The 24,925-nt window shown below is 74.2% G+C and carries 31 protein-coding genes; 26 read left to right on the top strand and 5 right to left on the bottom strand.

The features are described 5' to 3' along the window. Window positions 1-28: 28 nt before the first annotated feature. The 14 genes from rpsE to truA all read left to right on the top strand — a co-directional run bounded on the left by rpsE (window position 29) and on the right by truA (window position 9,291). Window positions 29-667: a 30S ribosomal protein S5 gene (rpsE, locus tag TEK04_RS11975; protein WP_336404572.1), complete on the top strand. Its 639-nt coding sequence runs from the start codon at window positions 29-31 to the stop codon at window positions 665-667. Window position 668: 1 nt separating this feature from the next. Then, window positions 669-851, top strand: coding sequence for a 50S ribosomal protein L30 (rpmD, locus tag TEK04_RS11970; RefSeq protein ID WP_092802629.1), 183 nt, complete (start codon window positions 669-671; stop codon window positions 849-851). Between the two features lie 22 nt (window positions 852-873). Further along, window positions 874-1,317, top strand: a complete 444-nt coding sequence (rplO, locus tag TEK04_RS11965) for a 50S ribosomal protein L15 (protein ID WP_336404571.1) — start codon at window positions 874-876, stop codon at window positions 1,315-1,317. A gap of 76 nt (window positions 1,318-1,393) precedes the next feature. Beyond that, window positions 1,394-2,704, top strand: a complete 1,311-nt coding sequence (secY, locus tag TEK04_RS11960; protein ID WP_336404570.1) for a preprotein translocase subunit SecY — start codon at window positions 1,394-1,396, stop codon at window positions 2,702-2,704. Continuing rightward, on the top strand, window positions 2,704-3,303 hold the full coding sequence (locus tag TEK04_RS11955; protein WP_336404569.1) for an adenylate kinase: 600 nt from the start codon (window positions 2,704-2,706) through the stop codon (window positions 3,301-3,303). The genes secY and TEK04_RS11955 overlap by 1 nt, the downstream gene beginning before the upstream one ends. Window positions 3,304-3,387: 84 nt before the next feature. After that, window positions 3,388-4,191, top strand: coding sequence for a type I methionyl aminopeptidase (gene map, locus TEK04_RS11950; RefSeq protein WP_336404568.1), 804 nt, complete (start codon window positions 3,388-3,390; stop codon window positions 4,189-4,191). A 235-nt stretch (window positions 4,192-4,426) separates the two neighbouring features. Then, window positions 4,427-4,648: a translation initiation factor IF-1 gene (gene infA / locus TEK04_RS11945; protein ID WP_012950459.1), complete on the top strand. Its 222-nt coding sequence runs from the start codon at window positions 4,427-4,429 to the stop codon at window positions 4,646-4,648. A 68-nt stretch (window positions 4,649-4,716) separates the two neighbouring features. After that, on the top strand, window positions 4,717-4,830 hold the full coding sequence (rpmJ, locus tag TEK04_RS11940) for a 50S ribosomal protein L36 (RefSeq protein WP_012950458.1): 114 nt from the start codon (window positions 4,717-4,719) through the stop codon (window positions 4,828-4,830). A gap of 14 nt (window positions 4,831-4,844) precedes the next feature. Then, window positions 4,845-5,219, top strand: coding sequence for a 30S ribosomal protein S13 (rpsM, locus tag TEK04_RS11935; protein ID WP_091061434.1), 375 nt, complete (start codon window positions 4,845-4,847; stop codon window positions 5,217-5,219). A 119-nt stretch (window positions 5,220-5,338) separates the two neighbouring features. Then, window positions 5,339-5,743: a 30S ribosomal protein S11 gene (rpsK, locus tag TEK04_RS11930; protein ID WP_055764664.1), complete on the top strand. Its 405-nt coding sequence runs from the start codon at window positions 5,339-5,341 to the stop codon at window positions 5,741-5,743. Window positions 5,744-5,789: 46 nt separating this feature from the next. Beyond that, window positions 5,790-6,416 (top strand): 30S ribosomal protein S4, encoded by a 627-nt coding sequence (gene rpsD, locus TEK04_RS11925; protein WP_336404567.1) that lies wholly within the window; start codon window positions 5,790-5,792, stop codon window positions 6,414-6,416. A 104-nt stretch (window positions 6,417-6,520) separates the two neighbouring features. Then, entirely contained in the window at window positions 6,521-7,585 is a 1,065-nt protein-coding gene (locus tag TEK04_RS11920) for a DNA-directed RNA polymerase subunit alpha (protein ID WP_336404566.1), read from the top strand. Window positions 7,586-7,712: 127 nt separating this feature from the next. Next, window positions 7,713-8,438 carry a 50S ribosomal protein L17 gene (gene rplQ, locus TEK04_RS21370; RefSeq protein ID WP_432277337.1) on the top strand — a complete coding sequence of 242 codons (726 nt, stop codon included), beginning with the start codon at window positions 7,713-7,715 and terminating at the stop codon, window positions 8,436-8,438. A gap of 4 nt (window positions 8,439-8,442) precedes the next feature. Beyond that, on the top strand, window positions 8,443-9,291 hold the full coding sequence (gene truA / locus TEK04_RS11910) for a tRNA pseudouridine(38-40) synthase TruA (protein WP_336404565.1): 849 nt from the start codon (window positions 8,443-8,445) through the stop codon (window positions 9,289-9,291). On the opposite strand, the gene TEK04_RS11905 is transcribed toward truA, so the two are convergent. Continuing rightward, window positions 9,288-9,947, bottom strand: a complete 660-nt coding sequence (locus tag TEK04_RS11905; RefSeq protein ID WP_336404564.1) for an SDR family oxidoreductase — start codon at window positions 9,945-9,947, stop codon at window positions 9,288-9,290. The genes truA and TEK04_RS11905 overlap by 4 nt on opposite strands. Before the next feature lie 9 nt (window positions 9,948-9,956). Beyond that, entirely contained in the window at window positions 9,957-10,556 is a 600-nt protein-coding gene (mobA, locus tag TEK04_RS11900; RefSeq protein ID WP_336404562.1) for a molybdenum cofactor guanylyltransferase, read from the bottom strand. 32 nt (window positions 10,557-10,588) lie between these two features. On the opposite strand from mobA, the gene fdhD reads away from it, so the two are divergent. After that, the gene (gene fdhD, locus TEK04_RS11895) at window positions 10,589-11,419 is read left to right on the top strand and encodes a formate dehydrogenase accessory sulfurtransferase FdhD (RefSeq protein WP_336404561.1); all 831 of its coding nucleotides are present in this window, start codon (window positions 10,589-10,591) and stop codon (window positions 11,417-11,419) included. Here the strand turns inward: fdhD and TEK04_RS11890 are convergent, their stop codons facing one another. The 3 genes from TEK04_RS11890 to moeA are packed head-to-tail and all read right to left on the bottom strand — an operon-like array spanning window position 11,420 to window position 13,613. Then, complete coding sequence (locus tag TEK04_RS11890; RefSeq protein WP_336404560.1) at window positions 11,420-11,917, bottom strand: MogA/MoaB family molybdenum cofactor biosynthesis protein; 498 nt, start codon at window positions 11,915-11,917, stop codon at window positions 11,420-11,422. Next, on the bottom strand, window positions 11,914-12,384 hold the full coding sequence (gene moaC, locus TEK04_RS11885) for a cyclic pyranopterin monophosphate synthase MoaC (protein WP_336404559.1): 471 nt from the start codon (window positions 12,382-12,384) through the stop codon (window positions 11,914-11,916). The genes TEK04_RS11890 and moaC overlap by 4 nt, the downstream gene beginning before the upstream one ends. After that, a complete protein-coding gene (moeA, locus tag TEK04_RS11880) occupies window positions 12,381-13,613 on the bottom strand; it encodes a molybdopterin molybdotransferase MoeA (protein ID WP_336404558.1) in 1,233 nt (410 codons plus the stop codon). The genes moaC and moeA overlap by 4 nt, the downstream gene beginning before the upstream one ends. 103 nt (window positions 13,614-13,716) lie before the next feature. Between moeA and TEK04_RS11875 the strand changes: the two genes are divergently transcribed. From TEK04_RS11875 to tsaE, 11 genes are all read left to right on the top strand, one after another. Continuing rightward, window positions 13,717-14,202 carry a beta-class carbonic anhydrase gene (locus tag TEK04_RS11875; protein ID WP_336404557.1) on the top strand — a complete coding sequence of 162 codons (486 nt, stop codon included), beginning with the start codon at window positions 13,717-13,719 and terminating at the stop codon, window positions 14,200-14,202. Between the two features lie 50 nt (window positions 14,203-14,252). After that, on the top strand, window positions 14,253-15,494 hold the full coding sequence (locus tag TEK04_RS11870) for a DUF7373 family lipoprotein (RefSeq protein ID WP_336404556.1): 1,242 nt from the start codon (window positions 14,253-14,255) through the stop codon (window positions 15,492-15,494). Window positions 15,495-15,630: 136 nt separating this feature from the next. Then, window positions 15,631-16,074 carry a 50S ribosomal protein L13 gene (gene rplM, locus TEK04_RS11865; protein ID WP_336404555.1) on the top strand — a complete coding sequence of 148 codons (444 nt, stop codon included), beginning with the start codon at window positions 15,631-15,633 and terminating at the stop codon, window positions 16,072-16,074. Continuing rightward, window positions 16,071-16,499, top strand: a complete 429-nt coding sequence (rpsI, locus tag TEK04_RS11860; RefSeq protein WP_432277336.1) for a 30S ribosomal protein S9 — start codon at window positions 16,071-16,073, stop codon at window positions 16,497-16,499. The genes rplM and rpsI overlap by 4 nt, the downstream gene beginning before the upstream one ends. A gap of 10 nt (window positions 16,500-16,509) precedes the next feature. Beyond that, complete coding sequence (glmM, locus tag TEK04_RS11855; RefSeq protein WP_336404554.1) at window positions 16,510-17,871, top strand: phosphoglucosamine mutase; 1,362 nt, start codon at window positions 16,510-16,512, stop codon at window positions 17,869-17,871. 31 nt (window positions 17,872-17,902) lie between these two features. Then, window positions 17,903-19,765, top strand: a complete 1,863-nt coding sequence (glmS, locus tag TEK04_RS11850) for a glutamine--fructose-6-phosphate transaminase (isomerizing) (protein WP_336404553.1) — start codon at window positions 17,903-17,905, stop codon at window positions 19,763-19,765. A gap of 79 nt (window positions 19,766-19,844) precedes the next feature. Further along, the gene (locus tag TEK04_RS11845; protein ID WP_336404552.1) at window positions 19,845-20,219 is read left to right on the top strand and encodes a holo-ACP synthase; all 375 of its coding nucleotides are present in this window, start codon (window positions 19,845-19,847) and stop codon (window positions 20,217-20,219) included. Further along, window positions 20,216-21,670: an NAD(P)H-hydrate dehydratase gene (locus TEK04_RS11840; protein ID WP_336404551.1), complete on the top strand. Its 1,455-nt coding sequence runs from the start codon at window positions 20,216-20,218 to the stop codon at window positions 21,668-21,670. The genes TEK04_RS11845 and TEK04_RS11840 overlap by 4 nt, the downstream gene beginning before the upstream one ends. Further along, entirely contained in the window at window positions 21,667-22,806 is a 1,140-nt protein-coding gene (alr, locus tag TEK04_RS11835; RefSeq protein ID WP_336404550.1) for an alanine racemase, read from the top strand. Before TEK04_RS11840 ends, alr begins: the two co-directional genes overlap by 4 nt. Next, window positions 22,803-23,981 (top strand): alpha/beta fold hydrolase, encoded by a 1,179-nt coding sequence (locus tag TEK04_RS11830; protein WP_336404549.1) that lies wholly within the window; start codon window positions 22,803-22,805, stop codon window positions 23,979-23,981. The genes alr and TEK04_RS11830 overlap by 4 nt, the downstream gene beginning before the upstream one ends. Continuing rightward, entirely contained in the window at window positions 23,978-24,922 is a 945-nt protein-coding gene (gene tsaE / locus TEK04_RS11825; RefSeq protein WP_336404548.1) for a tRNA (adenosine(37)-N6)-threonylcarbamoyltransferase complex ATPase subunit type 1 TsaE, read from the top strand. The genes TEK04_RS11830 and tsaE overlap by 4 nt, the downstream gene beginning before the upstream one ends. The last annotated feature ends 3 nt before the right edge of the window (window positions 24,923-24,925 follow it).

The following is a 24,925-nucleotide window of genomic DNA, read 5'->3' as shown; positions in this document are numbered from 1 at the left end:
ACAACACGAAGATCGAGAGGGACGTCTGATGCCAGGACCACAGCGACGCGGCGGTGGCGCCGGCGGGACCGGTGGCGCCGGTGGCGGACAGGGCGGCAACGACCGCCGCGACCGGCGGGACGGCGGCCGCGGGGCCGGCGGCCCGGCCGAGAAGAGCCAGTTCCTGGAGCGCGTGGTCGCGATCAACCGCGTCTCCAAGGTCGTCAAGGGCGGTCGGCGCTTCAGCTTCACGGCGCTGGTGATCGTGGGCGACGGCGACGGCACCGTGGGTGTCGGCTACGGCAAGGCCAAGGAGGTGCCCGCGGCCATCGCCAAGGGTGTCGAGGAGGCCAAGAAGCACTTCTACCGGGTGCCGCGCATCGCCAGCACCATCCCGCACCCGGTGCAGGGTGAGGCGGCTGCCGGTGTCGTGCTGCTCAAGCCGGCCAGCCCCGGAACCGGTGTCATCGCCGGTGGCCCGGTGCGTGCCGTGCTCGAGTGCGCCGGGATCCACGACGTGCTCTCCAAGAGCCTCGGGTCCTCGAACCCGATCAACATCGTGCACGCCACGATGCAGGCGCTGAAGGACCTCGTCCGCCCCGAGGAGATCGCGGCCCGCCGCGGCCTGCCCCTGGAGGACGTCGCCCCCGCAGCCATGCTCCGTGCGCGTGCCGGCCAGGGGGTGTGACGTGGCGCAGCTGAAGGTCACCCAGGTCAAGTCCGCCATCGGCACCAAGCCCAACCAGCGCCAGACACTGCGGTCGCTCGGTCTGAAGCGGATCAACCACACGGTCGTGCAGGAGGACCGTCCCGAGATCCGCGGCATGATCGCCACGGTGCCGCACCTGGTCACCGTCGACGAGATCGCCTGAGCGGTCGAGAAGGAACACTGACATGACTCTGAAGGTCCACCACCTGCGTCCGGCCCCCGGCGCCCACACCAAGAAGACCCGCGTGGGTCGTGGTGAGGGCTCCAAGGGCAAGACCGCCGGTCGCGGCACCAAGGGTTCCGGCGCCCGCGTGCAGGTCTCTGCGCGCTTCGAGGGTGGCCAGACCCCGCTGCACATGCGACTGCCGAAGCTCTCGGGCTTCACCCCTCGCAACAAGGTCGTCTTCCAGGTCGTGAACCTGGAGAAGATCGCCTCGCTGTTCCCCGACGGCGGCTCGGTCACCCCCGAGACGCTGGCCGAGGTCGGCGCCGTGCGGCGCAACCAGCCCGTCAAGGTCCTCGGGACCGGCGAGCTGGGCGGCGTGAAGGTCGAGGTCTCGGCCCACGCCTTCTCGGCCTCCGCGGCCGACAAGATCGCCGCCGCGGGCGGCAGCACCACCCAGCTCTGAGCACAGACCCCCGGGGTGCCCTGCACCCCGGGGGTCTGCTGTCCCTACACTCCAACGACCGACTCGGGGAGGGCACGTGCTGCAGGCGTTCGCCGCGGCGTTCCGGACGCCAGACCTCCGGCGCAAGCTGTTGTTCTCCCTGGCGATCATCGCCGTGTACCGGCTGGGCGCGAGCGTGCCCGGGCCGGGCGTCTCGGTCGAGGCGATCAACAGCTGCCTCGACCAGGCCCAGGCCTCCGACCAGCGCGACGTCTACTCGCTGGTCAACCTGTTCTCCGGCGGTGCACTGCTCCGCCTGTCGATCTTCGCGCTCGGGATCATGCCGTACATCACGGCGAGCATCATCGTGCAGCTGCTGGTCGTGGTCATCCCCCGCTTCGAGCAGCTGAAGAAGGAGGGGCAGTCGGGCCAGCAGAAGCTGACCCAGTACACCCGCTACCTGACGATCGCGCTCGCGGTGCTGCAGAGCACCGGGATCATCGCGCTGGCCCGTAGCGGGCAGCTGTTCCCGAACTGCGCCCAGGAACTGATCCCGTCGGACTCGATCTGGACCACCGTCGTGCTGGTCATCGCGCTCACGGCCGGTACCGCAATGATCATGTGGCTGGGCGAGCTGCTGACCGAGAAGGGGATCGGCAACGGCATGTCCGTGCTGATCTTCACCTCGATCGCCGCGCGCATCCCCGCCGAGGGCGGGTCGATCCTGCAGACCCGCGGTGGCCTGGTGTTCGCCCTCGTCTGCGTCCTCGCCCTCGTGGTGATCGCCTCGGTGGTCTACGTCGAGCAGGCCCAGCGGCGCATCCCCGTCCAGTACGCCAAGCGCATGGTCGGCCGGCGCATGTACGGCGGGACCTCCACCTACCTGCCGCTGAAGGTGAACCAGGCCGGTGTCATCCCGGTCATCTTCGCCTCCTCCCTGCTCTACCTGCCCCAGCTGATCAGCCAGCTGCAGGGCGACTCGGCCGGGTCGGTGCGGCAGTTCTTCGAGACGTACGTGATCAACCAGTCCAGCCCGGTGCACATCGCCATCTACTTCGGCCTGATCGTGTTCTTCACGTACTTCTACGTGTCGATCACGTTCAACCCGGAGGAGCGGGCGGAGGACATGAAGCGCTACGGCGGCTTCATCCCGGGCATCCGACCGGGCCGGCCGACGGCGGAGTACCTGCAGTACGTGCTGTCCCGGATCACCCTGCCGGGCTCGATCTACCTGGGCCTGGTGGCGGTGCTGCCCAACCTGTTCCTGTCGATCACGCAGGAGGGGCAGAACCAGAACTTCCCGTTCGGCGGGACCGCGGTGCTGATCATGGTGGGAGTGGGGTTGGAGACGGTGAAGCAGATCGAGACGCAGCTCAACCAGCGCAACTACGAAGGGTTCCTGAAGTAGTGCGCGTCGTCCTCCTGGGGCCCCCCGGCGCGGGCAAGGGCACCCAGGCGCAGATCATCGCCGGCCGGCTCGGCGTCCCGGCCATCTCCACCGGCGACATCTTCCGGGCCAACGTCAGCGGTGGGACCGACCTCGGCAAGCAGGCCAAGGTCTACATGGACCGCGGCGACCTCGTCCCCGACGAGATCACCGTGGCCATGGTCAGCGACCGGTTGGCCGAGCCCGACGCCAAGGCCGGGTTCCTGCTCGACGGGTTCCCGCGCACCATCGCCCAGGCCGAGCAGCTGCGCACCTCGCTGGCGGAGCTGGACCAGCGGCTCAGCTGCGTGCTCGAGCTCGTCGTGGACGAGGACGAGCTGGTGCGTCGGCTGTCCGGTCGCGTCGTGGTGGTGGACGGCAAGCCGGTGCAGCGCGACGACGACAAGCCCGAGACCGTCCGCCACCGGCTCGAGGTCTACCACGCCCAGACGGAGCCGCTCTCGGCGTGGTACGCCGAGGAGGGGCTGCTGTCCCGGATCGACGCCATCGGCGAGATCGACGAGGTGACCGCGCGCGCCATGGCGGCGCTGACCGAGGCCGACGACGACGAGCAGGGCTGACCCCGTGCCGGCAGCCGGGGCGCGTCCCCGGTGACCGCGGGTCTGCTGGGGCGGGTACCCCTGCTGGCGAGGTGGAGCGGACGCATGATCCAGATCAAGACCGCGCACGAGATCGAGCTGATGCGCGCGGCCGGCCTCGTGGTGGCCGGGGCGCTGGCCGCGGTCCGGGCGGAGGTCCGGCCGGGTGTCACCACCGGTGAGCTCGACGCGATCGCCGAGGACCACATCCGCACCGCCGGTGCGGTGCCCTCGTTCCTGGGGTACCACGGCTTCACCGGGTGCATCTGCGCCTCGATCAACGACGAGGTCGTGCACGGGATCCCGGCGGCGTCGCGCGTGCTGGCCGAGGGCGACAACCTCTCCGTCGACTGCGGGGCGATCCTGCAGGGGTGGCACGGCGACAGCGCCCTCACCCTCACGGTGGGGGAGCCCTCGGCCGAGGACGCCGCGCTGCTGGCCGTCACCGAGCGGTCCATGTGGGCCGGTCTGGCGAAGGCGCTGGTGGGCGGTCGGCTCACCGACATCAGCCACGCGGTCGAGCAGTCGGTGCGGGCCGAGGCCCACCCCTACGGCATCGTCGACCACTACGGCGGGCACGGCATCGGCACCGAGATGCACCAGGACCCGCACGTGCTCAACCACGGCCGGCCCGGTCGCGGGCCCAAGCTGGTGCCCGGCATGGCCCTGGCCATCGAGCCCATGATCACCGTGGGCGGGCCGGACACCGTCGAGCTGGAGGACGGCTGGACCGTCGTCACCGAGGACGGGTCGCGCGCCGCGCACTTCGAGCACACCGTGGCCATCACGCCCGAGGGCCCGTGGGTGCTCACCGCCGAGGACGGCGGCGTCGCCGGGCTGGCCCCGTTCGGGATCACCGTCCGCTCCTGAGGGTGATGCCCCGCACCCCGGGCGCCCGGGGTTGGAGCAGGTGGGGCGCTCGGGGTACAGTGGCCGCTGGCGTTCGCGCCGTCCGTCGTCGTGCTGTGGCCGCACACCGGCGGGCGCCCTCTGCGAGTACGCCCAGCACCAGACACCCAGCACGACCACCGGCGCCCCGGACGGCGCAGGTGGCAGTCGATCCGGCATGCGCCGGGGAGAACCAGATCGGGAGGCAGCGCAGGGAATGGCGAAGAAGGACGGGGCCATCGAGGTCGAGGGTCGAGTCGTCGAGCCGCTCCCCAACGCGATGTTCCGGGTCGAGCTCCAGAACGGGCACCGGGTGCTCGCGCACATCAGCGGCAAGATGCGGCAGCACTACATCCGCATCCTGCCCGAGGACCGCGTGGTCGTGGAGCTCTCGCCCTACGACCTGACCCGCGGTCGGATCGTCTACCGCTACAAGTGACCTGCACGGGTCCGGCCACGTCGGCCGGGCCCGTCATCCACGAACTACAAGGAATGAGGGCGGCACCGGTGAAGGTCCAGCCGTCGGTGAAGAAGATCTGCGACAAGTGCAAGGTGATCCGCCGGCACGGCCGGGTCATGGTCATCTGCGACAACGCCCGGCACAAGCAGCGCCAGGGCTGAGGGAGTAACAGGACATGGCACGACTGGCCGGCGTCGATCTGCCCCGCGAGAAGCGGATGGAGATCGCGCTCACCTACATCTACGGGATCGGCCCGACCTCGGCGAAGGCCACGCTGGCCGCCACCGGTGTCAGCCCGGACCTGCGCGCCAAGGACCTCTCCGACGAGGACTTGCTGAAGCTGCGCGACTACATCGACGAGCACTTCCGCGTCGAGGGTGACCTCCGCCGCGAGGTGGCTGCCGACATCCGCCGCAAGGTCGAGATCGGCTGCTACCAGGGCCTGCGCCACCGCCGCGGCCTGCCCGTCCGCGGGCAGCGCACCAAGACGAACGCGCGCTCGAGCAAGGGCCCGCGCAAGACGATCGCCGGCAAGAAGAAGGCCCGCTGACCCAGCGGTAGCCCTCACCGGCACCCCACCCCGGCCGTTGCGCCCCCGCAGAGGGGGCGGTCGCGGGTTCTCCCAGCTCCATCCCGAGCTCCACAAGGCCACGAACAGAGAAGAGAGTCATGCCTCCCAGGGCACGCGCGGCGGGCGCCAAGAAGGTGCGCCGCAAGGAGAAGAAGAACGTCGCCCACGGCGCGGCGCACATCAAGAGCACCTTCAACAACACGATCGTGTCGATCACCGACCCCACGGGCAACGTGATCAGCTGGGCCTCGGCCGGGCACGTCGGGTTCAAGGGCTCCCGCAAGTCGACGCCGTTCGCGGCGCAGATGGCCGCCGAGAACGCCGCGCGCAAGGCGCAGGAGCACGGCATGCGGAAGGTCGACGTCTTCGTGAAGGGTCCCGGCTCCGGCCGCGAGACCGCCATCCGCTCCCTCCAGGCCACGGGCCTCGAGGTCGGGCAGATCTCCGACGTCACCCCCCAGCCGCACAACGGCTGCCGCCCCAAGAAGCGCCGCCGGGTCTGACCCCGCGCCTTCGACTCCACTCTTAGAAACCCCAGGGAGACCCGACGTGGCCCGTTACACCGGAGCCGACTGCCGCCTGTGCCGGCGCGAGAAGATGAAGCTGTTCCTCAAGGGCAGCAAGTGCGAGTCCGCCAAGTGCCCCATCGAGATCCGCCCCTACCCCCCGGGCGAGCACGGTCGCGGTCGCACCAAGGACAGCGAGTACCTCCTGCAGCTGCGCGAGAAGCAGAAGGCCCGTCGCATCTACGGCGTGCTGGAGAAGCAGTTCCGCGGCTACTACGAGGAGGCGAACAAGAAGACGGGCAAGACCGGTGAGGTCCTGCTGCAGATCCTCGAGTCGCGCCTGGACAACGTGGTCTACCGGGCCGGCTTCGCCAAGTCCCGTGACATGTCGCGCCAGCTGGTGCGCCACGGCCACATCAAGGTGAACGGCCGCAAGGTCGACATCCCCTCGTACCGCGTGAGCGCCAACGACATCGTCGTGGTGGCCGCGAAGTCCGCCGAGATGGTGCCGTTCCAGGTCGCCCAGGCCGAGGCCGGCTCGCGCCCGGTGCCGGCGTGGCTCGAGGTCATCTCCAGCCAGCTCAAGGTGCTCGTGCACTCGATCCCGGCCCGGCAGGTCATCGACACGCCGGTCCAGGAGCAGCTGATCGTCGAGCTCTACTCGAAGTGATGCACCCGTAGGACGACGGGGCGGGCAGACAGACGCCCGCCCCGTCGGCACGTCCCCCTCACGGCGTCATATGGCGGTCGCCGGAGGACCCCAAGGAGAACCACATGCTCATCGCACAGCGCCCCACGCTCACCGAGGAGACGATCGACGCCTCGCGCTCGCGGTTCGTCATCGAGCCGCTGGAGCCCGGCTTCGGCTACACCCTCGGCAACTCCCTGCGCCGCACCCTCCTCTCCTCGATCCCCGGCGCTGCCGTCACCAGCATCCGCATCGAGGGCACCCTGCACGAGTTCACCACCGTGCCGGGCGTCAAGGAGGACGTCACCGAGCTGATCCTCAACCTCAAGGGTCTGGTCGTCAGCTCCGACTCCGACGAGCCGGTCACCATGTACCTGCGCAAGCAGGGCCCCGGTGAGGTCACCGCCGCAGACATCGCGCCCCCGGCCGGTGTCGAGGTGCACAACCCCGACCTGCACATCGCCACGCTGAACGCGAAGGGCCGGCTCGAGATCGAGCTGGTCGTCGAGCGCGGCCGCGGCTACGTGCCGGCCACCCAGAACAAGCAGCCGGGCCAGGAGATCGGGCGCATCCCCGTCGACTCCATCTACTCCCCGGTGCTCAAGGTGACCTACGCCGTCGAGGCCACCCGCGTCGAGCAGCGCACCGACTTCGACCGCCTCGTGGTCGACGTCGAGACCAAGCCCTCGATCGAGCCCCGCGACGCCATCGCGTCGGCCGGCTCGACCCTGGTGGAGCTGTTCGGCCTGCTGCGCGAGCTGAACGTCGACGCCGAGGGCATCGAGGTCGGGCCGAGCCCGGCCGAGGCCGCCGACATCGCGAACTTCTCGATGCCGATCGAGGACATGGACCTCACCGTCCGGTCCTACAACTGCCTCAAGCGCGAGGGCGTGCACACCGTCGGTGAGCTCGTCACCCGCTCCGAGGCCGACCTGCTGGACATCCGCAACTTCGGTGCGAAGTCCATCGACGAGGTCAAGCTGAAGCTGGCCGCCATGGGTCTGGCCCTCAAGGACAGCCCGCCCGGGTTCGTCCCCACCTCGGTGGAGAGCTACGACGAGACCTACGACGACAGCTACCCCGGCGAGTCGCAGTACGCCGACGGGCAGGACTACAACGAAGGCGACTTCCGCGAGACCGAGCAGCTCTGACAGACGGACCCCACCGCGCCCCGGTGCGGTGGGGTCCCGCCGGGTCCGGCACCGCCGGCCCGGAGCACCACCCATCAGTGAACGCGCGGCCTGCACGGACGACCCGGCGGCCTGAGGAAGGATCACCATGCCCACCCCCACCAAGGGCCCCCGCCTCGGCGGTTCGCCGTCGCACGAGCGCCTCATGCTGGCGAACCTCGCCACCTCGCTGTTCGAGCACGGCCGGATCACCACCACCGAGACCAAGGCCAAGCGCCTGCGCCCGGTGGCCGAGAAGCTCATCACGCTCGCCAAGCGCGGTGACCTGCACGCCCGCCGCCAGGTGATGACCCAGATCCGCGACAAGGACGTGGTGCACCACCTGTTCGCCGAGATCGGTCCGCGGTACGAGAACCGCCCCGGCGGCTACACGCGGATCACCAAGGTCGGCCCCCGCAAGGGCGACAACGCCCCCATGGCCGTCATCGAGCTCGTCGACGCGCTGACCGTCGCCCAGCAGGCCGTCGGCGAGGCCGAGCGCGCCCGGGGCACGAAGTTCGCCGCCGGTGCCGGTTCGGCCGCCGCGGCCGGCGAGGTCACCGCCTCGGCCACCGAGGTCGCCGACGAGGCCAGCGACCAGGCCGACGCCGAGGCCACCGCCACCGAGGTGTTCACCCCGGACGGCGAGGTCCAGGACGAGAGCACCACCGAGGCCGAGCCCGCTGCCGAGAACGGCGTCGTCGTGGCCGACGAGGAGCTGTCGCCCGAGGTGGCCGAGGCCGCCGCGGCCGAGGTCAACGCCGCCGAGGTCACCGATGCCGCGACGGCCGGCGACGACGCCCCCGGCGGGGAGTCCGAGCCCGACCCCACGTGACACCGTGACACCCAGCTCCACCGACGAGCCCGCCACCGGTACCGGTGGCGGGCTCGTCCGCATCCGGCTCGACGTCGCCTACGACGGCACCGACCTCCACGGGTGGGCCCGGCAGCCGACACAGCGCACGGTGCAGGGTGAGCTCGAGCTGGCGCTGGTCACCGTCCTGCGGCACGACGTGGACCTGACCGTCGCCGGCCGCACCGACGCCGGCGTGCACGCGACCGGGCAGGTCGCCCACCTCGACCTGCCTGCCGACCTGTGGGCCCAGCACGAGTCGAGGGTGCTCCGCCGGCTCCGGGGCGTGCTCCCGCCCGACGTCGCCGTCACCGCCGCGGCGCCGGCCCCGGCCGGGTTCGACGCCCGCTTCTCCGCGCTGGCCCGGCACTACGCCTACCGGCTCACCGACGCCGTGTCCGGCCCCCCACCCCTGCGGCGACGGGACACCGTCGGGTGGCCCCGGCGCCTGGACGCGGCGGCGATGCGGGTGGCGGCCGCGCTGCTGCTGGGGCACCACGACTTCGCCGCCTACTGCCGGCGGCGCGAGGGGGCCACCACGATCCGCGTGCTGCAGGCCCTCGACGTCACCCGGGACGGGGACCTGGTCACGGTGGCCGCCTCGGCGGACGCGTTCTGCCACTCGATGGTGCGCAGCCTCGTGGGCGCGCTGCTGGCCGTGGGGGAGGGGCGGCGGGCGCCGGAGTGGCCGGCCGGGTTGCTCAGCCGCACCACCCGCTCCGACGAGGTGCCCGTGGCGCCCGCCCACGGGCTCACGCTGCTGGGCGTGGACTACCCGCCCGACGACCAGCTGGCGGCCCGCACCCAGGTGACCCGCGCGAGGCGGGAGGGCTAGACCGCCGCGACGGCGTCGGCGACCGGGGTGTCGCCGCCGGTGAGCTCGAGCACCCCGGTACGCGGGGTGTCCAGCAGCGCGACCAGGACGGCGGCGACGTCGTCCCGGGTGACCTCACCGCGGTCCACCGACCGTGCCAGGCGCACGGTGCCGGTCCCCGGGTCGTCGGTGAGCGTGACCGGTCGCAGCACGGTGCTGTCCAGGTCGGCACGGGGCAGCACGTCCTGCTCGGCGGCCAGCTTGGCCCGCAGGTAGGCGACGAACACCTCGTCGACGCCGTCGGGGGTCGCGCCGTCGGCCACGGCGTCGACGCCGTAGGAGGAGAGCAGCAGGTAGCGCCGGACGCCGGCGGCCTGGGCCGCGTCGGCCAGCAGGACGGCCGCGCCGCGGTCGACGGTGTCCTTGCGGGCGATGCCGCTGTCCGGGCCGCCCCCGGCAGCGAAGACCACGGCGTCGGCACCGCGGACCGCGTCGGCGACCTGGTCCACCGACGCCTGCTCGAGGTCGAGCACCACCGGCCGGGCGCCGTCGGACTCCAGGTCGGCCTCGTGGTCGGGGTTGCGGACGAGGCCGGTCACGGTGTCGCCGCGGGCGGCGAGCAGGCGGGTGAGGCGTCGGGCGATCTGGCCGTGGGCACCGGCGATGGCGATGTGCATGGTGGGGCACTACCCGGTCGCGGTGGGTGGCACGCCCGCGGCCGCCCGGGCGCGCTCGAGCTCGGCGGGGGTGTCGCAGTCGGTCCAGCCGGCCGGGCCGCGCGCCGGCGCCGTGGGCCGGAACCGGTGCACGTCCAGCCCGGCGAGCACGGCGCGCAGCGAGGTGGGGGCGTCGACCCCGGCCAGCCGGGCGCGCAGCGCCGTCGTGCGCCACACCCCGAGCAGGTACTGGTCGCGGCCCTGCGGGTCGACGAGGAGCACGCCGTCCCCGGCCAGCCGGCCCCGCAGCTCGTCGACCAGCTCGGCGGTGAGGAAGGGCAGGTCGGCCGCCAGCACGACCACCACGTCGGTGGGGACGGCGGCCAGCCCGGCACGCAGGGCCCGCACCGGACCGCCACCGGGCGGGTCCTCCCGCACCACCACGACGTCGGGGGGCACCGGCCGGGGCGGCCCCACCACCACGCGGGGCCGGGCGTCGGGCACGGCGGCCAGCACCCGGTCGAGCATGCTGCGGCCGCCGACCTCCAGCTGCGGCTTGTCCCGACCGCCCATCCGCGCACCCCGGCCGCCGGCCAGGACGACGGCGGCGCAGGGGGGCAGGTGGTCCACGCACCAGACGGTAGGTGGGTACCGTCGCCGACGTGGGACGAGTGACCGCCCGAACGCCGGTGCTGCGCATCCGCGGGCCGCACCGCAGCACGCGGCCGGACACCGTGGCCAGCGAGGAGCCGCTGGAGATCCGGCTCGACGGCAGGCCGCTGGCGGTCACCATGCGCACGCCCGGTGACGACTTCGACCTCGTGCACGGGTTCCTGCTCACCGAGGGCGTCATCGCCTCGCGGGCCGACGTGGCCGCACTGCGCTACTGCGACTCGGTCGACGACGAGGGCCGCAACACCTACAACGTCGTCGACGTGGACCTCGCCCCCGGCGTGCCGGTGCCCGACACCGCCCTGGACCGGAACTTCTACACGACCAGCTCGTGCGGGGTCTGCGGCAAGGCCAGCATCGACGCCATCCGCACCAGGACCCGCTTCGACGTCGCCGCCGACCCCGTGCGGGTCGGGGTCGACACCCTCCTCGCCCTGCCCGACCGGCTGCGGGCCGCGCAGGAGGTGTTCGAGAAGACCGGTGGGCTGCACGCCGCCGGCCTGTTCACCGCCGAGGGCGAGCTGGTCTGCGTCCGCGAGGACGTGGGCCGGCACAACGCGGTCGACAAGGTGGTGGGGGACGCCGTCCGGCAGGGGCGGCTGCCGCTGGCCGGGCAGGTGCTGATGGTCAGCGGGCGCACCAGCTTCGAGCTGCTGCAGAAGTCGGCGATGGCCGGCATCCCGGTGCTGGCGGCCGTGTCGGCCGCCAGTTCGCTGGCCGTCGAGCTCGCCGAGTCCACCGGGACCACCCTGGTCGGGTTCCTCCGCGGCGACGGCTGCAACGTGTACGCGGGGACCCACCGGGTCGGCCAGGGGAGCTGATCAGGGCCCGGGGTGGTCGCCGCCCCGCAGCTGGCTGACCACGTGGGGGAGCAGCGGCCCGAGCACCGCGAGGCCGTCCCGCACGCCGCCGGTGGACCCCGGCAGGTTGACCACCAGGGTGCGGCCGGCGGTCCCGGCCAGCCCGCGGGAGAGGACGGCGGTGGGCACGGTGGGCTGGCCGTGGCGGCGGACCGCCTCGGCGATGCCGGGGGCCTCGCGCTCGAGCACCCGGCGGGTGGCCTCGGGGGTGACGTCGGTGGGGGTCAGGCCGGTGCCGCCGGTGGTGACCACCAGGTCCGCGCCCGAGGCGACCGCGTCGCGCAGGGCCGCGGCCAGGACGTCGACGTCGTCGGGGTGCACGTGCGGGCCCGCCACCTCGAAGCCCAGCTCGCGCAGGCCGGCGGCCAGGGCCTGCCCGGAGCGGTCGGGGTAGACCCCGGCGGAGGCCCGGTTGGAGGCGGTGACCACGACGGCGCGGGCACCCGGGGGCAGCGTCACCGGACCCAGTCGCCCTTCTTGCCGCCGGACTTGGCCAGCAGGCGGACGTCGGTGACGGTCGCCCGCGGGTCGACGGCCTTGACCATGTCGATGACCGTCAGGCCGGCCACGGCGACGGAGGTCAGCGCCTCCATCTCCACGCCGGTGCGGTCGGCGGTGCGCGCGGTCGCGGTGATCTCCACCGCCTCGTCGGTGACCTCGAGGTCGACGGTGACCCCGTGCAGCGCGATGGGGTGGCACAGGGGGACCAGGTCGGGTGTGCGCTTGGCCCCGGCGATGCCGGCGATGCGGGCGACGGCGATCGCGTCGCCCTTGGGCACGCCCTCCCCGCGCAGCAGGGCCACCACCTCGGGGCTCACCAGCACGCGCCCGGCCGCGGTGGCCGTGCGGGCGGTGACGGCCTTGGCGGTGACGTCGACCATGCGGGCCGCGCCGGCGGCGTCGAGGTGGGTGAATCCGGTGCTCACTGCAGGGCTCCTCCGATCAGCACGACCTGGACCTCGCCGCCGGCCGGCAGCTCGGTGACGTCCTCGGGGACGACGACCAGGCAGTCGGCGCGGGCGAGGTGGGCGACCAGGTGCGACCCGGCCCCGCCCACCAGCTCCACCGTGCCCGAGCTGAACCGGCCGCGCAGGTACTGCCGCCGTCCGGCCGGTGAGGTGAGCGGGCCGGCCAGCCGCGCGGTCAGCTCCACCCGGTCGGGCCCGGGTACGCCGAGCGCGGCCCGCAGCGCCGGGCGGACGAACACCTCGAACGACACGAAGGAGCTGACCGGGTTGCCCGGCAGGGTGACCACCGGGACGCCGTCCACCGTGCCGGCACCCTGCGGTCCGCCGGGCTGCATGGCCACCCCGACGAACTCGACGGTGCCCAGCGCCCCGAGGGCGTCCTTGACCACCTCGTAGGCGCCCATGCTGACCCCGCCGCTGGTGACGAGCACGTCGGCCGAGGCGAGCTCGGCGCGCACGGTGGTCAGGAACTGGTCGACGTCGTCGGGGACGAAGTGCAGGGTGCGCGCCGCGCCGCCCGCGGCCGTCACGGCAGCGGCCAGCACGAGCGAGTTGGACTCGTGGATCTGCCCGTGGGCCAACGGCTCCCCGGGGGCCACCAGCTCGCTCCCGGTGGACAGCACCAGCACCCGCGGGCGGCGCCGGACGACGACCGCGGCCCGCCCGACCGAGGCCGCCAGGCCCAGCTGCGCCGGCCCGAGCACGGTCCCGGCGGGCAGCGCCGTGGCCCCGGCCGCGAGGTCCTCGCCGGCGTGCCGCAGGAACGTGCCGGCCGCGGGTGCCCCGCTGATGGCCACCGTCGCCGTCCCGCCGTCGGTGGACTCCACCGGCACGACGACGTCGGCGCCGTCGGGCAGGGGGGCGCCGGTCATGATGCGGTGCACCGTCCCCGGCTCCAGCGGCGGGACCTCGGTGCGCCCGGCGGGCAGGTCGGCGGCCACCGGGAGGCGCACCGGCGCACCCGCGCTCGCCCCGCCGACGTCGGCCCAGCGGGCGGCGTAGCCGTCCATGGCCGAGTTGGTGAAGACCGGCAGGGGCACGGCGGCCAGCACGTCCTCGGCCAGCACCCGTCCGGCGGCCTCGGCGACCGGGACCTCCTCGGTGCCGGGGGAGCAACCGGCCAGCAGCGCGGCGACGACCGCCCGGTGCTCCTCGACCGTGCGACGGCGTCCTGCTGCGGTGTCCACCGCCACATCCTCACCCATGCGTGGTGCGCGGTGCGGGGGGCGGCGCTAGGTTCCCCCTGCTCCCGAGGTGGAGCCGCAGGACGCGACGGGACGAGGGGTGCACGTGACGGAGATCGACCGGATGCTGGCCGCCAACGCCGACTGGGCCAGGCGGTTCCCCGGGTCACGGCCGGTCGCGCCGGCCCGCAAGGTGGCCGTCATCGCGTGCATGGACTCGCGCATGCCGCTGTTCCAGCTGCTGGGGCTCGAGGTGGGCGACGCGCACGTCATCCGCAACGCCGGCGGCATCATCACCGAGGACACGCTGCGTTCCCTGACGATCTCCCAGCACCTGCTGGGCACCCGCGAGACGGTGCTGGTGCACCACACCGACTGCGGGATGCAGACGACCGACGACCGCGGCCTGGCCGACGTCGTCGAGCAGGCCACCGGGCACCGCCCGCCGTGGGCCGGACGCACCTTCACCGACCTCGACGCCGACGTGCGGCACTCCCTGGCCGTGCTGCGCAGCACCCCCTACCTGGCCTCCCACGAGGCCCGCGGCACGGTCTACGACGTCACCACCGGGCTGCTGCGCGAGGTGGTCTGAGCGGGGTCCTGCGCGGGCCGGGGGCCACGCCGACCCACTAGGGTCGGCGTGTGCTGAGCGTGCGCCGTGCCCCGTCCGTGCGGCTGGCGGGGCTGCTGGCGGCCGCGCTGCTCGCCGCCGGGTGCACCAGCACGGTGACGGGTTCGGCGAGCCCCGCGCCCACCACCGGCGCCCCCTCGGTCAGCACGTCCCCCAGCCCGAGCGCGGGCCCCACCGGCCAGGTGACGCCCGCGCCCCCCGTCGGCCCGGGCACCGGGGCCGAGGCGCGCCGGATCGCCGGGGTCACCTCGCTGCCGGTGGCCATCACCCCCGACCGCACCGGGTCGTGCTTCCCCACCGGGCCGTTCGGCTCGGCGAGCGGGGTCGACGGCCTCTACTTCGGCGACGGCCGGGTCGAGCAGGAGCTGGACCGCTGGGGGTTCGTCGTCGGCTGGGGCACCTGCGGCCAGGACGCAGCCGGCAACGCCACGCTGGTGCTGGTCTCGGAGATGAGCGACCCGGACTCCGCCGCGGCGGCCGCCGCGGCGCTCACCACCCTGGCGCTGGACCAGGGCAGCGGGGACCGGCAGCCGGTGGAGCTGCCCGACCTCGGGGCGAGCGGGTCGTTGTCGGCCGGCGGCTCGGACACCGCCGGTGCCCCCACCGACACCGTCGACGTGTGGGTGCCCAGCGGCCGCATGCTCGTCTACGTCTACCTCGACGCCCCGGCCGGTTCGGCGCCGGACCTGGTCACGGCCCAGGTCCGGGACCAGCTCGGGCTGCTCGAGGGCTTCGCGCCCACCCCGCAGGACCAGGTGCCCGACCTGCCCACCGACCCCCTGGGCCTGGGGCCCTACGCCCTCCGCACCCCCGGGGACCCGACCCGGTTCACCGGTTCCTACGACCTCGAGGGCTACCTGCGGCTGGCCATCGACCCCGTCGTCGAGCGCGACCTGCTCACCGCCAACGGCTTCGGCGGCGTGTTCTACCGGACCACCTACGACGAGGCGGCCTCGCGCGACTACGCCGTCTCCCTCTACACCTTCCCCACCTCGGCGCAGACCAACGCCGTGTACGAGGGCTTCGCCCAGCTCGAGGCCACCGCGTTCGGCGGCACGCCGTTCACGCTGCCGGCCATCCCCGAGGCGCCCTGCTTCGTGTTCGAGAACGGCCCGGGCAACGTCGCGCAGCGCTGCTACGTGGGGTACGGCAGCTACCTGGCCAGCGTCGACATCCAGGGCCTCGACGCGGTCGACGACTACGCCCCCATGGATGCGCTGCTCCCGCAGCAGCGGGACCTCATCGACGGCTGACCGGCCCGGCCGACCCGGCTGGTATCGTCGTCGACCGGCGTGCGCAGCCGGCTGGTGCCCGCGCGCCTGCGTTCCGTCCCCCGTGCTCGGTGGGGCGAACCACCAGCCACCCGACGACGAGGAAGTGGGCATACCCGTGCGCACGTACACCCCCAAGCCCGGTGACATCACCCGGGCCTGGCACGTCATCGACGCCACCGACGTGGTGCTCGGTCGACTGGCCAGCCAGACCGCGCAGCTGCTGCGCGGCAAGCACAAGCCGCAGTTCGCACCGCACGTCGACGCCGGCGACTTCGTCGTCGTCATCAACGCGGGCAAGGTGGCCCTGACCGGGTCCAAGCGCGACGCGAAGACCGCCTACCGGCACTCGGGCTACCCGGGTGGGCTCACCGCCATCAACGTGGGCGACGAGATCCAGACCCGCCCCGACCGCGTGGTCGAGCGCGCCGTGAAGGGCATGCTGCCGCACAACTCCCTGGGCCGTCAGATGCTGTCCAAGCTCAAGGTGTACGCCGGGCCCGAGCACCCGCACGCCGCCCAGCAGCCCCAGCCCTTCGAGATCAAGCAGGTGTCCCAGTGACCACCCCCCTCACGGCCCAGAACGTCACCGACGCCGACGGCCGCCCCGTGCAGACCGTCGGCCGTCGCAAGGAGGCCGTCGTACGGGTGCGTCTGCTGCCCGGCACCGGCCAGTTCCGGCTCAACGGCCGGACCATCGAGGAGTACTTCCCCAACAAGGTGCACCAGCAGCTCATCCGTGAGCCCCTGGTGATCCTGGAGAAGGGCGAGACCTACGACGTCGTCGGCCTGCTCAAGGGTGGCGGCGTCTCCGGGCAGGCCGGTGCCCTGCGCCTGGCCATCGCCCGGGCCCTCATCGAGGTCGAGCCCGAGGACCGCCCGGCCCTCAAGCGCGCCGGGTTCCTCACCCGCGACGCCCGCGTCACCGAGCGCAAGAAGTACGGCCTGAAGAAGGCCCGCAAGGCGCCTCAGTACTCGAAGCGCTGACCGCGTCGCCGTGGGTCGCCTCTTCGGCACCGACGGCGTCCGGGGTCGGGCCAACGCCGACCTCACGCCGGAGTTGGCCCTGTCGGTGGCACGTGCCGCCGCCGGCGTGCTCGCCGACCGCGACGGGACCTCGCGTCCCGTCGCGGTCGTCGGCCGGGACCCCCGCGCGAGCGGGGAGATGCTCGAGGCCGCGGTCGTCGCGGGCCTGACCAGCGCCGGCGCCGAGGTGCTGCGGGTGGGCGTGCTGCCCACCCCGGCCGTCGCCCACCTCACCGGCGTGCTCGACGCCGACCTGGGCGTGATGCTGTCGGCCAGCCACAACCCGATGCCCGACAACGGCATCAAGCTGTTCTCCCGCGGCGGGCACAAGCTGCCCGACGCGGTCGAGGCCGCCGTCGAGCGCGGGGTCTCCCTCGGCGCGGGGCACGACCGGCGAGCCGGTGACCGCGCCCCGCGCCCGACCGGGGCCGACGTGGGCCGGGTCCACGACGTCGCCGACGCGGGCGCCCGCTACGCCGACCACCTGCTGGCCGCCGTCCCCGGTTCGCTGGCCGGCGTGACCGTGGTCGTCGACTGCGCGCACGGCGCGGCCAGCGCGCTGGCGCCGGAGGTCTACCGGCGCGCCGGGGCCACCGTGCACGTCATCGGTGCCGAGCCCGACGGCTGGAACATCAACGACGGCGTCGGCTCCACCCACCTGGGCCCGCTGCAGGCCGCCGTCCGCGAGACCGGGGCCGACCTCGGCCTGGCGCACGACGGCGACGCCGACCGCTGCCTGGCCGTCACCGCCGACGGCGACGTCGTCGACGGCGACGGCATCCTCGCGGTGTGCGCCCTGGGGCTGCACGCCGCCGGCCAGCTGGCCGGGGACACCGTGGTCGCCACCGTGATGAGCAACCTGGGCTTCCACCACACCATGCGCGCGGCGGGCATCTCCGTCGCCACCACCGCGGTCGGCGACCGCTACGTGCTCGAGACGCTGCGCCAGCGCGGCCTGTCGCTGGGCGGGGAGCAGAGCGGGCACCTGGTGTTCCTCGACCACGCCACCACCGGCGACGGCCTGCTGACCGGCCTCATGCTCATGGCCCGCACGGCCGAGACCGGGTCGTCGCTCGGCGAGCTGGCCTCCGTGGTCCGCAAGCTGCCCCAGGTGCTGGTGAACGTGCCCGTCGCCGACCGCATCGCGGTCAGCGAGAGCGACGACGTCGCCCGGGCGGTCAACGCGGTCGAGGAGGAGCTGGGTGAGAGCGGCCGGGTGCTGCTGCGCCCCTCGGGCACCGAGCAGCTCGTGCGGGTGATGGTCGAGGCACCCACCCAGGAGCAGGCGGACACCGTCGCCCACCGGCTGGCCGAGGTCGTCGCCGCCGTCTGAGGCCGGTCCAGGACACGTATTGTCGGTGCCCATGTGCGGCATCGTGGGGTACGTCGGTCCCCGGAACGCGTTGGACGTGGTGCTCGAGGGCCTGCGGCGCCTGGAGTACCGGGGCTACGACTCGGCCGGGGTGGCCGTGCTGGCCGACGGCGAGCTGTCCTGGGCCAAGAAGGCCGGCAAGGTGGCCAACCTCGAGAAGGAGCTCGCCGAGCAGGCGCTCCCGCCGGCCACCATCGGCATCGGGCACACCCGCTGGGCCACCCACGGCGGGCCGACCGACCGCAACGCGCACCCCCACGTGTCCGCGGACGGCTCCGTGGCGGTCATCCACAACGGCATCATCGAGAACTTCGCCGCGCTGCGCGCCGAGGTCGAGGCCACCGGCGTCGAGTTCTCCTCCGAGACCGACACCGAGGTCGTGGCCCACCTGCTCGCCGCGGTCTACCCCACCCTCCCCGCCGGCGAGGGCCGCCTCGCCGAGGCCATGCGGCAGGTCTCGCGGCGGCTGGAGGGCGCCTTCACCCTCGTCGCCAGCCACGTGGCCGAGCCCGACACCCTCGTCGCCTCCCGCCGCAACTCCCCGCTGGTCGCCGGGGTCGGCGACGGGGAGTACTTCCTGGGCTCCGACGTCGCGGCGTTCATCGGCCACACCCGCAACGCCCTCGAGCTCGGCCAGGACCAGGTCGTGGAGATCGACCGCAGCCGGGGCGTCACCGTCACCGACTTCGCCGGCGGCCGGGTCGAGCCCACCGCCTACACGGTGGACTGGGACGCCGAGGCGGCCGGCAAGGCCGGCTACGACTGGTTCATGCTCAAGGAGATCGACGAGCAGCCGCAGGCCGTCGCGGACACGCTCCTGGGCCGCCTGGGCGACCGCGGCGAGATCGTGCTCGACGAGGTGCGGATCTCCGACGAGGACCTCCGGGGCATCACCAAGGTCTTCGTCATCGCCTGCGGCACGGCCTACCACGCCGGGCTGATCGCCAAGTACGCCATCGAGCACTGGACCCGCATCCCGGTCGAGGTCGAGCTGGCCAGCGAGTTCCGCTACCGCGACCCCGTGCTCGACCGGTCCACGCTGGTGGTCGTCATCTCGCAGTCCGGCGAGACCATGGACACCCTCATGGCCCTGCGGCACGCCAAGGAGCAGCAGGCCCGGGTGCTGGCGATCTGCAACGCCAACGGCTCGACCATCCCGCGCGAGTCCGACGCCGTCCTCTACACCCGGGCCGGGCCCGAGGTCGCCGTCGCCTCGACCAAGGGGTTCCTCACCCAGGTCGTGGCCTGCTACCTGGTCGGGCTGTTCCTGGCCCAGGTGCGCGGGCTGAAGTACGAGGACGAGGTCGCCGCCGTCGTGGCCGAGCTGCGCAAGCTGCCCGACCAGGTGCGCGAGGTGCTGGCCGGGGTCGAGGAGGTGCGCGAGCTGGGCCGGTCGCTGGCCACCGAGTCCACGGTCCTGTTCCTGGGTCGCCACGTGGGCTACCCGGTGGCGCTGGAGGGTGCGCTGAAGCTCAAGGAGCTGGCCTACATCCACGCCGAGGGGTTCGCCGCCGGCGAGCTCAAGCACGGGTCCATCGCGCTCATCGGCCAGGGCACCCCGGTGGTGGTGGTCGCGCCCTCGCCGCACGGCCGGGAGTCGCTGCACGGCAAGGTCGTCTCCAACATCCAGGAGGTGCGGGCCCGGGGGGCGCGCACGATCGTCATCGCCGAGGAGGGCGACGACGACGTGGTGCCCTACGCCGACCACGTCATCCGGGTGCCGCGCACGCCGACCCTGCTCGCGCCGGTGGTGACCACGGTGCCGCTGCAGGTGCTGGCGTGCGAGATCGCCGACACCCGCGGCCTGGACGTCGACATGCCCCGCAACCTGGCCAAGTCCGTCACCGTCGAGTGAACAGAAGGACCTCGTCGCCCCCCACGACGCGCTCCGCACGTCGTGGGCCCCTGCGACGAGGCCGGTCCAGCGGGTTCCGGTGATCGTGGGGGTGGGCATCGACGTGTGCCCGGTCGAGCGGTTCGCCGCCTCGCTCACCCGCACGCCGGGGTTGCGCGACCGGCTGTTCACCGCTGCGGAGCAGGTCACCCCGTCGGGGGCACCACGCACCGGTGAGTCCCTGGCCGCCCGGTTCGCGGCCAAGGAGGCGCTGGCCAAGGCGCTCGGCGCCCCGGGGGACCTGCACTGGCACGACGCCGAGGTGACCGTCGGCGACCACGGCCGGCCCCTGCTGGCCGTGCGCGGCACCGTGGCCGCCCGGGCCGCCGAGCTCGGGGTGACGACCTGGCACGTGTCGCTGAGCCACGACGGGGGCATCGCCTCGGCCGTGGTGATCGCGGAGCGGGACCGGTGACTGGGCTGTACACGGCCGACCAGGTGCGGGCGGCCGAGGCCGTCGTCCTGGCCCGGACCCCGGAGGGTGCCCTGATGCAGCGCGCCGCGACCGGGTTGGCCACGGTGTGCCTGCGGCTGGCCGGCCGCGCCGTCGGGTTGCGGGTCACCCTGCTGGTGGGGGCCGGCAACAACGGGGGCGACGCGCTGTGGGCCGGGGCGATCCTCGCCCGGCGGGGAGCGGCGGTCACCGCGCTGCTGCTCGACCCCGACCGGGCACACCCCGCGGGCCTGGCCGCGCTGCGCCGGGCCGGGGCCCGGGTGGTCACCGCACCCGACGCCGCCGGGTCGGACCGGGCCGACCTCGTGCTCGACGGGATCACCGGCATCGGCGGGCGCGGCGGGCTGCGGCCCACGGCGGCCGCAGCCGTCGCCGACGCCGTGGCCGGGCCGGGCCTGCTGGTGGCCGTCGACGTCCCCAGCGGGGTCGACGCCGACACCGGCGCGGTGCCCGGTGAGGCGTTCCCGGCGCAGCACACCGTCACCTTCGGCGCGGTCAAGCCGGGGCTGGTGGTGGGCGAGGGGCGCGGGTACGCCGGGGTCGTCCACCTGGTCGACCTCGGCCTGGAGCTCGGCGCCCCGTCGGCCCGGCGGTTCGGCGACCCCGACGTGGCCGCCCGCCTGCCCGACCCCGGCGCCGGCGACGACAAGTACTCCCGGGGCGTGGTCGGCGTCCACGCCGGCTCCGCGACCTACCCCGGGGCGGCTGTGCTGTGCACCGGGGCCGCGTTGCGCACCCGGCCGGGCCTGGTCCGCTACGCCGGCACCGCTGCCGAGGGCGTGCGCGCGGCGTGGCCGGAGGCGATCGTCACCGACGGCCGGCCAGCCGACGCCGGGCGCGTGCAGGCCTGGGTGGTCGGTCCCGGGGCGGGCACCGACGACGAGGCCCGCAGCGTGCTGGCCGAGGTGCTGGCCACCGAGCTGCCGGTGCTGGTCGACGCCGACGCCCTGACCCTGTTGGCCGCCTCGCCCGAGCTGGCCCACGACCGGTCGGCGCCCACCGTGCTCACCCCGCACGACCGCGAGTTCACCCGCTTCGGGTGGGAGCTGGGCGGCGACCGCGTCGGGGCGGCCCGGTCCGCGGCGCGCGACCTGGGGGTCACCGTGCTGCTCAAGGGCGACGCGACGGTGGTCGCCGGGCCCGACGGCACCACCTTCGTCAACGGCACCGGTACACCCTGGCTGGCCACCGCGGGCACCGGCGACGTGCTCAGCGGGGTCGTCGGCGCCCTGCTGGCCACCGGCCTCGACGCCACCGAGGCCGCGGCCGCGGGCGCGCACCTGCACGGCCGGGCCGGTCAGCTCGCCGCGGCGGGCGGACCGCTGATCGCCTCCGACCTGCTGCGCCACCTGCCGACGGCCGTGCACCTGACGACCGGCCGGGGAGGTGGGCTGGGAGGATCGGGGGCGTGACCGTGCAGAACCGCGCCGAGGTGGTCGTCGACCTGGACGCCATCGCCGCGAACACCGCCGTGCTGCGGGAGCGGGTGGGGCGGCCGCTGATGGCCGTGGTCAAGGCCGACGGCTACGGCCACGGCCTGGTGCCGGCCGCCCGCGCCGCCCTGGCCGGGGGCGCCGACGCGCTCGGGGTCACCGTGCTCGAGGAGGCGCTGGCGCTGCGGGCCGCGGGCGTCACCGCGCCGCTGCTGTCCTGGCAGCACGTCCCGGGTGCCGACTACGCCGCCGGCCTCGCCGCCGACGTCGAGCTGTCGGTGAACGCGGGGTGGGCGCTGGCCGAGGTGGTCGACGCCGCCCGGGCCACCGGGCGCACCGCCGCCGTGCAGCTGTTCGTCGACACCGGCCTCTCCCGCGAGGGCGCCACCCCCGAGGACTGGCCCGCGCTGGTCGCGGCCGCGGCGCGCGCCCAGGCCGACGGCGACGTGGTCGTCACCGGGCTGTGGAGCCACCTGGCCTACGCCGACGCGCCGACCCACCCCACGATCGCCGCCCAGGTCGCGGTGTTCGAGGAGGCGACCGCGGTGGCGCGGGGCGCCGGGCTCACCGACGCCCGCCGGCACCTGGCCAACTCCGCGGCGACCGTGGCGCTGCCGCACACCTGGTACGACATGGTCCGGCCCGGCGTCGCCGTGTACGGCCTGGACCCCCTGGGCGGGGACCCCGCCGTCCACGGTCTCCGCCCGGCGATGACGGTGCGCGCCCGGGTCGCGCTGACCAAGCGCGTCCCGGCCGGCACCGGGGTCTCCTACGGCCACACCCACCGCACGGCGGCTGCCGCGAACCTCGCGCTGGTCCCGGTCGGCTACGCCGACGGCGTGCCCCGCGAAGCCGGGAACCGGGCGCCGGTGCTGGCCGCGGGCGCCCGCCGCACCATCGCCGGGCGGGTCTGCATGGACCAGTTCGTGCTCGACCTCGGCGACGACGTCGTGGCCCCCGGCGACCCGGTCGTGCTGTGGGGCCCCGGGGACGCCGGCGAACCGACCGCGCAGGACTGGGCCGACGCCCTGGACACCATCCACTACGAGCTGGTCACCCGGGTCGGCGGCCGGTTCACCCGCACCTACACCGGGTCGGCCGGGGTGCCCGCGTGAGGCCGCCGCAGCCCCGCACGGTCGGGCTGGTCGGTGGCCTGCTCGGCCTGGCCGCCGCCGGCACCGCGGTCGGCGTCGCGGCCACCCGGGCGGCGTCCTCCCGCGTCCGCGCCGACAAGGTCGGCCCCGTCCCGGGGGCGCTGCCGCTGCCCCACGTCGACGCCGTCGACGTCACCGACCTGCCGGGCGACGTCCAGCGCGCCGAGGACCCCCTGGGGGTCGGCTCCCGCCCGGCCGACCGCACCGCGCTGGTGCCGGCGTCGGACGGCGTGCTGCTGCACGTCGAGGAGGTCGGCCCCCGCGACGCCCCGCTCACCGTCGTCCTGGTGCACGGCTACACGCTGTCGATGGCGTCGTGGACCTTCCAGCGCCGCGACCTCGGCCGCGAGCTGGCCACCGGCAACGGGCACGCCCCGCAGGCCCGGGTGGTGCTCTACGACCAGCGCGGGCACGGCGCCTCGGCCCGCGGGGACGCCGCGCACTCCACCGTCGACCAGCTGGCCGAGGACCTGGCGTCGGTGCTCGACGCGCGGGTGCCCCGCGGGCCGGTGGTGCTGGTCGGGCACTCGATGGGCGGGATGACGGTGCTGCAGCTGGCCGCGCGCCGTCCCGACCTGTTCGGCGGGCGGGTGGTCGGCGTGGGTCTGGTGTCCACCTCCGCCGGCGGGCTGGCCGACCTCGACCTGGGCCTGCCCGGCGTGCTGACCCGGGTGCGCGCGGCCGTCTTCCCGGTCGCCGGGTTCGTGATGCGGCACCGACCCACCTTCGCCGAGTGGGTCCGCCGGTCGGCCGCCGACGTGGTCAGCTGGGCCACCCGGGCGCTGTCGTTCGCGCGGGCCGACGTCGACCCGCGGCTGGTCGACTACGTGGACGCGATGATCGGCGGCACCCCGGTCGAGGTGATCGCCGAGTTCTACCCGGCGATCGTCGGGCTGGACGCCGAGGCCGCGATCGAGCCGCTGGCGAACCTGCCCGTCCTGGTGCTCACCGGCGACGAGGACAAGCTCATCCCGCAGGGGCACAGCGACCGCATCGTCGCCGAGCTGACCGCGGCCGGCGCCCGCGACCTCCGCTACCGCGTCGTGCCGCGATCGGGGCACCTCGTGCTGCTCGAGCACCCCGACGAGGTCACCGCGGCCGTCGTGGACCTGGTCCGCCGGGCGGGCGCCCGGTGAGGCGCACCCTGACCACGGTCGAGGACACGCACGCCTTCGGCGTCGAGCTGGCCGGCCTGCTGCGCCCCGGTGACCTCGTCGTGCTGTCGGGCCCGCTCGGGGCCGGCAAGACCGCGCTCACCCAGGGCATCGGCGCCGGCCTCGGTGTCCCGGGCCCGGTCACCTCGCCGACCTTCGTGCTGGCCCGGGTGCACCGCGGGGGCCGGCTGCCGCTGGTGCACGTCGACGCCTACCGGCTGGGCTCGCTGCTCGACGTCGACGACCTCGACCTCGACGCGACCGTCGAGGAGTCGATCACCGTCGTGGAGTGGGGCCACGGGTTGGTCGAGCAGCTCGTCGACGAGCACCTGGTGGTCGAGCTGACCCGCGGCGACGACGACGTCCGGACGGCGACGCTGGTGCCGCACGGGCCGTCGTGGGCAGCGCGGCTGGACCCCCGGCCGACGAAGCAGCGGTCGACCGTGCGGGTGCTGCTGGTCGACGACGCCGACCGGGTGCTGCTGTTCCACGACAGCGACGCGGGCCTGGACCCGGTGGTCACCTGGTGGATGACCCCCGGTGGCGGTATCGACGACGGCGAGGACGAGCTCACCGCGGTGGTCCGCGAGCTGGCCGAGGAGACCGGCCTGCGGGTCGACCCCGCCCAGGTGCACGGACCGCTGGCCTGGCGCCGGGTCCGGCACGGGTTCAGCGACGTGGTGGTCGATCAGCGCGACGCGTTCTACGTCGTCCGGGTGCCGGCGTTCGAGGTGTCCGTCGCCGGCCACACCGAGGACGAGCAGCGCACCATCGTGGGCCACCGCTGGTGGACCCGGGCCGAGCTGGCCACCACCACCGAGACGGTCTACCCGGGCGGGCTGGCCGACCTGCTGGCGCTGGCCGAGGAGCCCGACCGCTGGCCGGTCGAGCTGCCCGACGTCGACGAGTCCACGGCCCCCTGAGCG

Origin of the sequence: Klenkia sesuvii, assembly GCF_037083825.1 — a bacterium.
GTDB classification, from domain to species: Bacteria; Actinomycetota; Actinomycetes; order Mycobacteriales; family Geodermatophilaceae; genus Klenkia; species Klenkia sesuvii.
This window is presented reverse-complemented; position numbering and strand designations above follow the sequence as displayed.